Below are 7,637 nucleotides of genomic sequence, written 5' to 3'. Positions count from 1 at the left end.
GCGGCCCTGGCCGGGCGGTGCGGGCCGGCCCGAGTCGCCGGGGATCTGCGCGGAGATCAGCGCGGCGCCGACGGCCGCGGCAGCGACGGCCGGCACGCCCAGCCGCCACGCGAGGCGCACAACGGTCAGCCGGGGCAGCAGGCGGGGGCGGCGGGCCGGTTGCCGCATTCCGTTCATCACCCGGTGGCGCACCTCGGCCGGTGGCTGGTCATCGGCCGGGGCGAGATCCGCACCGAGTTCCTCGAGAAGGGACAGATCTGACGTCATTGGTCCTCCTTGGTCGGGTCGAATGTTCCGAGTGCCTTGCGTACCTTCCGCCGCGCCCGGTTGAGTCGGGATCCCACGGTCCCCGACGGGATGCCCAGGGCGCCGGCCACCTCGTCGTAGCTGAGCTGCCCCCACGCCACCAGCAGCAGCACGTCGCGATCATCGGCGCTCAGATCGGCCAGGGCCGCGGCCAGCGCGCCCCGAGCCGCGCCGGCCGCCACCCGGGCCGCCACTGTCTCGGCCGGGCTGTCGTCGTGCCCGGTGTGGTGCGTCGCGCCGGCCAGAGCTCGGTAGCGCGCCCGTTCCCGGCGGTGGTGGGTGGCGATCTCGCGGGTGAGGATGCCGAACAGCCACGGCCGGGCATCGGGACGGTCGAGGTCGTAGGACGCACGCCCCCGGAAGGCCGCCAGGAATGTCTCGGCCACCACGTCGTCGGCGAACTCGGGACCCATCCGCTGATACGCGTAGCGGTACAGCATGGCGGCGTACCGGTCGTAGATGGCGGTGAATCGATCCGGATCCGCCAGTGACGCGCTGATGGCCGAGGCGTCCGTCTCGGCGGACGCGTCGGCCACGGCCGGCCGTTGCATGAATCGCGCTCCTGTCGTCGGGGTCATCTTTCACCCAGATCTACGCGCGAGTCCCGTTTCGTCTTCACGCCCGGTGCCGGCAGAGTCCACGTGAGGCCACGACCGAAGTGGCCTTACCCGGAGTGAAGTTTCAGCCCTCGAAGCCAATAGCGAGCGGAAAGCAGGCGGCAGCTCGTCAGCCGGGATGGCTTAGGACGAGCGACGGCACCGTGAAGGGACCGCGCCCGGCCTCTTGGCGGGAATCGGGATGCCCGGCCGTCGCCGACGCGTGACCCGGCCGCGACCCCGTGCCGCTACGGTCGGCACATGCCGCACCTGCTGGACAGCCGGATCGGCCCGTATGAGCGGCACTTGCTGGCCGGATCCGGCTACGTATTGGGCGGCTTCAACTGCCCGCCCGACGCGGCGCGCTGGCGCGAGCCCAACTGGATCGGTGAGCGCACGCACGTGGTGCTGCCCTCCACGGCGGTGCGGATCGGCGCCGGCACCGCGCCCGACGAGGTGCGCACGGTCAACGAGGTGGTCGTGTACGACCGGGACACGATGTACCGCCGCGGGCTGGTCAGCGCGGAGGGCGACCGGTGCACGTTTGTCGCGGTCGGCGATGAGCTGGCCGACGAGCTGGGCCTGAACACCGGCACCGGGGTACGGCACGCGCCGTGCGCGACGCAGCCGTACCTGCGGGTGCACCGCGCCCTGGCGGCGCTGCGCCGGCCCGATCCCGACCTGCTGGCCGCCGACGAGGCGGTGCTTGCGGTGCTCGGCCACGCCGCGCGGCGACTGCCCACTCGGCGCCGCGCCGACCGCGCCGACCGTGGTGCGGCGGCCACGGTCGACGCGGTGAAGGACCTGCTGGCAGGTGCCCCGACGCGGGTCTGGACCCTGGCTGAGCTCGGCGCGGCGGTGCACTACTCGCCGTACTTCCTCGCCCGCACGTTCCACCGGCACACCGGCTACCCGATCGCCCGCTATCGGCGGCTGTTGTGCCTGCGGCAGTCGCTGCCCCGGGTGCTGCGGACCGGCGCGGACCTGTCCCGGATCGCCGCGGAGCACGGGTTCAGCAGCCACAGCCACTACACGCTGGCGTTTCGGGCGGCCTTCGGTTGCACGCCTTCGCAGGCGCGCGGAGCTCAGGTGCCGATCACGTAGACGGTGTCGCCGCCCGCGGCCGAGACCAGCAGGTCGACCCGACCGTCGCGGTTGACGTCGCCGATGCCGACGGCGTCGTAGCCGAGCAGTTCGTTCGTGACCGAGCTGCGCAGGTCGCGCAGGATCCGGCCGGTGCGCCCGGAGTAGACGACCAGTCGCCCGGCTTGGGATGCACCGGCGCTGCTGGAGTAGAACCCGACGGCGATGTCGTCGCGGCCGTCGTGGTTCACGTCCCCCGCCGACCGGCCCGGTCCGGCGCCGTCGTTGGGTTGCTCGCCGCGGAACAGGTGCAGCCGCTGGCCGGTGCGGCCGGAGAACACATAGGCCTGCCCAGCCGGGAGGGCGCACTGGTCGGTGGCGTCTTCGCCGCAGAAGTCACCCACGTAGATGTCCGGGACGCGGTCTCCGTCGACCCGGCCGGCGGCGGCGACGAAGAACCAGCCGAAATCGAACGACTTCTCGTCCCCTGCCAGGGTGTGCCGGGTGGTGCCGAGCCGGCCGTCGTACACGTAGGCCTGGCCGCGGTCGCCCGGGCCGGCATCCTTCGCGCTGACGATGTAGTCGGCGCGGTGGTCGCCGGTGACGTCGCCGAGCCCGGCGGCGCCCCAGCCCAGCGCGTCGCCGGCCTCCGCACCGTTGTGGGTGCGCAGGACCTTGCCGGTGCGGCCCGAGAGGATGTACGCCTTGCCGGCGTCCGCTCCGGCCGGCCCGTCGTGGCAGGGTGCGCCGACGAGCAGATCGGCTCGGCCGTCCCGGTCCACGTCGCCGGCCGCGCCGACGGCGGCGCCGAATTGGTCGCCGCCCGTCTCGCCGTTGACCTTCAGTAGCTCGCGGCCGGTTCGCCCGGAGTAGACGTAGATCCGGCCCGTTCTGGTGGTGTCGAAGCAGGCCAGCCGAGCCTCGCCGGTGGCGCCGACGACGATGTCGGGTACGCCGTCGCGGTTGACGTCGCCCGCGTCGGCCATCGCATACCCGTGCACATCGTCCGGCGCGCCGGTGAAGCGGTGGAGCAGCCTGCCGGTGCGGCCGGAACGCACGTCGGTGTGGCCGGTGAGCCGGCCCTGGTCGTCGGTGTGCCGCGCGGCGCCGATGATCGCCTCTTGCACGCCGTCATGGTCAATGTCGCTGAGCTGGCTGACCGCCCAGCCGAACCGCTCGTTCGGCTGATCGCCACGCCAGGTGTGGATGGTGTCGGGCTCGACGGGCGCCGCGTGAACGGGGCTTGCCGCGCCGATCGTCGCGAGCACGGTCGCCACGACGAGGAGAGGTAAAGGTCGCATGGCCGCGAAACTATGACCGCTCCAGCTGAACCGCTGTCACGATCGTGCCCACTTTCCCGGCCCGTCGATCTGGCCCTTTTCCTGGTGCGCTGGTCGGAACCCGGCTTCGCTCTTGATTCATTCCTGCCGGAACAGACCGCGGCCCCAGCGGGTCTGTCGAGGAAAGGTGTTTCCGTGCTGGGTCTCGGCTGTAGGCGTGCGGCGGCGTGGTCCACCGTGGCGTTGCTGCGATTCCTCGTTGACTCGGAGCAACAGCCACGGGTCACCGCGGCCATCATCAAGGCCGAGGCCGACAACGGATTCTCCGCCTGGACCTCGGCTCGGCAACCAGGGCGGCGTTCTTGTGGCCGCGGCGGCCGCGATCGAACCGACCCGGAGACTTCATGATGATCGCTTCATCGAGGCGGCGAGTTCGGCCAGATTGCAGCAGGCGATTGCGTGGAAGGTACCGAGGTGGTTGTGCACCGCACGCCGGTTGCGGGCCCGTACCTCACCGCGGCCGGGCGCCAGGTCGACGAACAGCGGCCGGACAGTACGGAAGTACGGCGCCCTACGGGTCACGGCCAGCGAGAATACGCGCCGACCCACAGCAGCCGAAGGTCCTACAGCTTGACCGGCGCCTAACCGGCCTGCCGCTGGGTCGCCGCAGGACCTGCGGGCGTGGGGACGGTGGACTTGGCTGCGCGCTCCTCCGCGGGCATCATCGCCCAGAGCAGGGGATAGGCGAGCAGCAGCTGGCTGCCCGGGATGACGAGCAGCGTCGCAGAAATGGCCAGCCGCGAGGTCCAGGGGTCGAGCCCGAATCGGCGCCCGATGCCGGAGAAGACACCGGCGACGACGCGCCCGTCGGTGGTCCGCGTCAGGCCCTGCCGGGCCATCGTGCCGTGCACGGCGTCGACGCCGCGGGCCATGGTCTTCCGTACGGCGTCCATGTCGATCGTGGGCTGGCTCTGGTTGTCGTTCATGGATCCATGGTGCGGTGGGCCCGACCCGACATTCATCAGGGAACGACCCTGTCATCAACCCTGAGATCATCAGGTTCGGTGGAGGACGCGATCCGGTGGATATCAGGCGTGCCCGTGCGTTGGCAAGCTGCCTCGGGCGGTCCTCGGGCTCGAGTCTCCTCTGGTCGGCAGCGCCGGACGCCCTCGACGACATCGATCCCCTTCTTGCTTCTATGGCCGCTGACGGTAAGCTCCCCACGTTTTGCGCGCAACGGGGAGGAAGATCAAGATGCGGTGGAAGATGTCGGCGGGCGTCCTGGTGGCGCTGGCTTTTCTGATTCCGGCGGCACCGGCGATGGCTCAAGCCGACCAGCCGGGCCTCAGCGAGGCCTGCCAAACGGTCGAGCGCAAGGTGTACAAGGACATCCGCGAGCTCATCACCATCGATCTGGACACCGCCACCGATGTAGAGGTGCGGGTGCTCGCCAACCAGATCCTGGCCGAGGCAAAGACCGAGTCCCTGCCCGTCTTGCCTCGCGCAGTGCAGGAGCGGCTGGACGGCACCGCGGATGACCTGCGGGCGTTCCTCAAGGCGGGCATGCTGAACGCCTGGACAACGGATCTGCGGATCTCAGTGGGCCGTACCTTGACAGACGCCGGCGCCAACGTGACGGCGGCCGCGCAAAAGGTGCTCGGCGAGGGGGCCATCGATGCCTACCTGGCTTACCTGAACGATGGCCTGTACGCCGCCCGTGCGCTCGACTGCGCGTCCCAGCCCACCCAGACACCGACCGTCACGCCCAGCGCCACGACGACCGCTGCACCAACTCCCACCTCCACCGTCGGCGTCGGCACTTCCGGTGACGACGGCGGCGGGCTGCCCATTACCGGTGCCGACACCGGGACCGTGGCCGGCATCGGCGGTGCGCTTCTGCTCCTGGGCGGCGCCGGCTACGTGATCGGACGCCGACGCCGTTCCCGCTTCGAGGCATAGCCGAATCGACGCGCCCAGCTCGATGCTTGTCGGGCTGGGCGCGATCAGCGATGTGCCTCATATGTGGTTAGTCAGCTGGTCGAGAAGGAGGAGCAGGACGTCCTGGTCGAGTGCCGCGCCGGCTCGGAGGTGTTCGTCGAATTGCTTCTTGCCCAGCGACTGCTGGGCGGCGGTGCTGGCTTGGTGCCGGATCGGCTGGATGGGGGCGGGGATCGGCCGGCGGCGGATCCGGTCGCCCAGGCCCAGCATGGTGGCGGCGGTCGCAGGGACTCGTCGCGCCAGGTAAAGAGCGTGCGTTTGCAGGGCGTCGGCGAGTTCGTCGCGATCTCGGGTGGTGTGGCCGGTTGCGTTTCGTGCGGCCTCGTGTAGCAGGCGCAGGGCTGCGCCGGTGTTTCCCGCGGCGTGCTCAATGACGCTGCACCGCAGCTGCACCACGGCCTCGGTGCGCCGGTCGTCACCGTCGCCGCCCAGAAGCTGAAGTGCCCGTTGTGCGGCGGCCATGGCGTGGGCCGGGCCGTGGTGACGCAAGAGGGCAATTGCGATCGTCGACTCGGCCAGCGCGGCCAGTCGCAGGAAGCCGCCGGCCTTGAGAAGGGGTACGGCTTCGCCGCCGCGCTTGACGGCGGTCTCGTTCTTGCCCAGCTCCAGCGCGATGTCGGAGAGGTTGAACAAGGTCCGCCCCACCTCGATCGGACCTGCCCCGGACCGGCGCTTGGCGGCGAGGGCGGCGAGCATCAGCCGTTCGGCGGGCCGCGGTTGCCCCTGCTCGATCGATACCGACGCCAGATTGTTCAGGACTCGACCCAGCATGGCCATGTCCTTGGCCCGGCGCGCCTGTACCAGCGCGGCCCGCAGGTGGGTCCGGGCGGTGGCCGGGTCTCCGCGCTCGACGGCCACCTGGGCGAGCAGGTTCAGCCCGAACACCTGGACGACGTGGTCGGTCGCGGCCGCGCAGGCCAGTCCTTGCGTGCCGAGCTCGGTGGCCGCTTCCAGGTCACCGCGCATCACGGCGAGCCGCCCGGCGTGGACCCAAGCGGGGGCGAGACCTTGGACTGCAAGCCGGCGCAGGATCTGCTGCCCTTCGACCAGCCGGCCGGTGGTCTCATAGAAACGGGCGAGGGCGGCCGCTGTCTCCCGTCCGACGAGGGTGGGTTCGTGGGTGCTCGCCCAGCCGACGCCGGCGCGGATGTTGGCGGCGTCGCGGTCGTCCATTGCCGGCCCTGACCCGTCGTGGGCCGCACGCACCCGCGCCAGGAAATGGGCGGCGACCGCTCGGGCGACCCGGTGCCCGTCGACGGCTGCGCGCAACTGCTCGCCGGCGAGAGCGGCCATGCTCTCGGGCAGCGTGTACCGGGAGGCGGTGTTTTCGGCGTGGACCCGGACGAGGTTGATGTCGACCAGCTCGGTCAAGGCCGCCAGCAGCCAGTCGCGGTCCGCGTCGAGGACCACCGCAACGGCCTCGATGTCGCCGAGCCGGGCGCCGCCGGTGAAAGCGCCGAGCCGGCGGAACAGGTCGCGCGTCCTGGGCGCGACGACCTCGAGACTCGACTCGATGGCCGTGCGCAGCGAGCGGTGCCGGGCCGGCAGGTCGCGGGCACCGCCGGCAATCATCCGGAGCTGGTCGTCGAGGCGGTCGGCCAGCTCGACCGGGTGCAGCAGCCGGATCCTCGCGGCCGCGAGCTCGATCGCCAGCGGGAGGTGCTCGACCCGGCCGCAGATCGCCGCGACGGCCGGCGCGGTGACGTCGTCGACGGTGAACCCCGGGCTGACGGCCGCCGCGCGGAGGGCGAAGAGCTCCGCCGCGGCTTCGGGTGTCAGCGGCTCGAGCGCCACGACACGTTCGCCGCGCACCTGCAGGCGGCGCTGGCTCGTCACCACCAAGCGCAGGTCCGGACACCGCCGCAGCAGATCGACAAGCTCGGGCGCGGCGGCGACGAGCTGCTCGAACCGGTCGAGGACGAGCAGTACCCGTTCGTCGCCGAGGTGAGCGGCGATCCGTTCCCGCGGGGCCAGGCGGGAGGGGCCGCAGCCGAGCGCCGCGGCGATCAGCTCGCCGACCAGCTCTGGCTCGTAGACCGCGGACAGATCCAGCATCCGGACGGTGACGTCGGTGCGGGGCGCGAGCGAGGCGGCCAACTCGGCCACGATCCGCGACTTGCCCACACCCGCCCGGCCGGTGACCGTCACCAGCCGATGCCGGTCACCGGAGACGAGATCGGCGAGGATGCGAAGCTCGCGGTCGCGGCCGACAAGATCATCCGGCGGCGACCATGGCGCCGCCGCGGTCGCGGCCGGCCCGACGACGACGTCACCGGCGACTTCTGGGCGAGCAGCGGACAGGAAAGCGGACAGGTCATCGCCGACCAGCCCGAGCGCGGTGGGGAACCGAAGAGCGGCTCTGGGCCGGGGAGGG

7 protein-coding genes and 1 pseudogene are annotated in these 7,637 nt (G+C 71.4%); 2 read left to right on the top strand and 6 right to left on the bottom strand.

All coding sequences use genetic code 11. The features are described 5' to 3' along the window. Positions 1-267 (bottom strand): annotated as a pseudogene (locus AB0M20_RS17820) (hypothetical protein); the annotation flags it as partial. After that, on the bottom strand, positions 264-857 hold the full coding sequence (locus AB0M20_RS17815) for an RNA polymerase sigma factor (protein WP_364299360.1): 594 nt from the start codon (positions 855-857) through the stop codon (positions 264-266). The gene AB0M20_RS17815 and the pseudogene AB0M20_RS17820, both read right to left, overlap by 4 nt. Before the next feature lie 306 nt (positions 858-1,163). Between AB0M20_RS17815 and AB0M20_RS17810 the strand changes: the two genes are divergently transcribed. After that, on the top strand, positions 1,164-2,006 hold the full coding sequence (locus tag AB0M20_RS17810) for a helix-turn-helix transcriptional regulator (protein ID WP_364299358.1): 843 nt from the start codon (positions 1,164-1,166) through the stop codon (positions 2,004-2,006). Here the strand turns inward: AB0M20_RS17810 and AB0M20_RS17805 are convergent. From AB0M20_RS17805 to AB0M20_RS17795, 3 genes are all read right to left on the bottom strand, one after another. Then, positions 1,988-3,286, bottom strand: coding sequence for a hypothetical protein (locus AB0M20_RS17805; RefSeq protein WP_364299356.1), 1,299 nt, complete (start codon positions 3,284-3,286; stop codon positions 1,988-1,990). The two genes, AB0M20_RS17810 and AB0M20_RS17805, sit on opposite strands and share 19 nt — an antisense overlap. A gap of 381 nt (positions 3,287-3,667) precedes the next feature. Beyond that, positions 3,668-3,874 (bottom strand): DUF4442 domain-containing protein, encoded by a 207-nt coding sequence (locus tag AB0M20_RS17800; RefSeq protein ID WP_364299354.1) that lies wholly within the window; start codon positions 3,872-3,874, stop codon positions 3,668-3,670. Between the two features lie 32 nt (positions 3,875-3,906). Beyond that, the gene (locus tag AB0M20_RS17795) at positions 3,907-4,251 is read right to left on the bottom strand and encodes a PspC domain-containing protein (RefSeq protein ID WP_364299352.1); all 345 of its coding nucleotides are present in this window, start codon (positions 4,249-4,251) and stop codon (positions 3,907-3,909) included. Positions 4,252-4,519: 268 nt separating this feature from the next. Here AB0M20_RS17795 and AB0M20_RS17790 point away from each other — a divergent pair, with 268 nt between their 5' ends. After that, positions 4,520-5,224, top strand: a complete 705-nt coding sequence (locus AB0M20_RS17790; protein ID WP_364299350.1) for an LPXTG cell wall anchor domain-containing protein — start codon at positions 4,520-4,522, stop codon at positions 5,222-5,224. Between the two features lie 57 nt (positions 5,225-5,281). Here the strand turns inward: AB0M20_RS17790 and AB0M20_RS17785 are convergent. Beyond that, on the bottom strand, positions 5,282-7,637 hold a 2,356-nt coding region (locus tag AB0M20_RS17785; protein WP_364299348.1), incomplete at its 5' end, for an AAA family ATPase.

The sequence above is a fragment of the Actinoplanes sp. NPDC051633 genome (assembly GCF_040681735.1).
Classification (GTDB): domain Bacteria; phylum Actinomycetota; class Actinomycetes; order Mycobacteriales; family Micromonosporaceae; genus Actinoplanes.
This window is presented reverse-complemented; position numbering and strand designations above follow the sequence as displayed.

Excerpts from the sequence above, each read along its gene's own strand:
- AB0M20_RS17815 (WP_364299360.1), bottom strand. The coding sequence starts at position 857 with ATGCAACGGCCGGCCGTGGCCGACGCGTCCGCCGAGACGGACGCCTCG.
- AB0M20_RS17810 (WP_364299358.1), top strand. The coding sequence starts at position 1,164 with ATGCCGCACCTGCTGGACAGCCGGATCGGCCCGTATGAGCGGCACTTG.
- AB0M20_RS17805 (WP_364299356.1), bottom strand. The coding sequence starts at position 3,286 with ATGCGACCTTTACCTCTCCTCGTCGTGGCGACCGTGCTCGCGACGATC.
- AB0M20_RS17795 (WP_364299352.1), bottom strand. The coding sequence starts at position 4,251 with ATGAACGACAACCAGAGCCAGCCCACGATCGACATGGACGCCGTACGG.
- AB0M20_RS17790 (WP_364299350.1), top strand. The coding sequence starts at position 4,520 with ATGCGGTGGAAGATGTCGGCGGGCGTCCTGGTGGCGCTGGCTTTTCTG.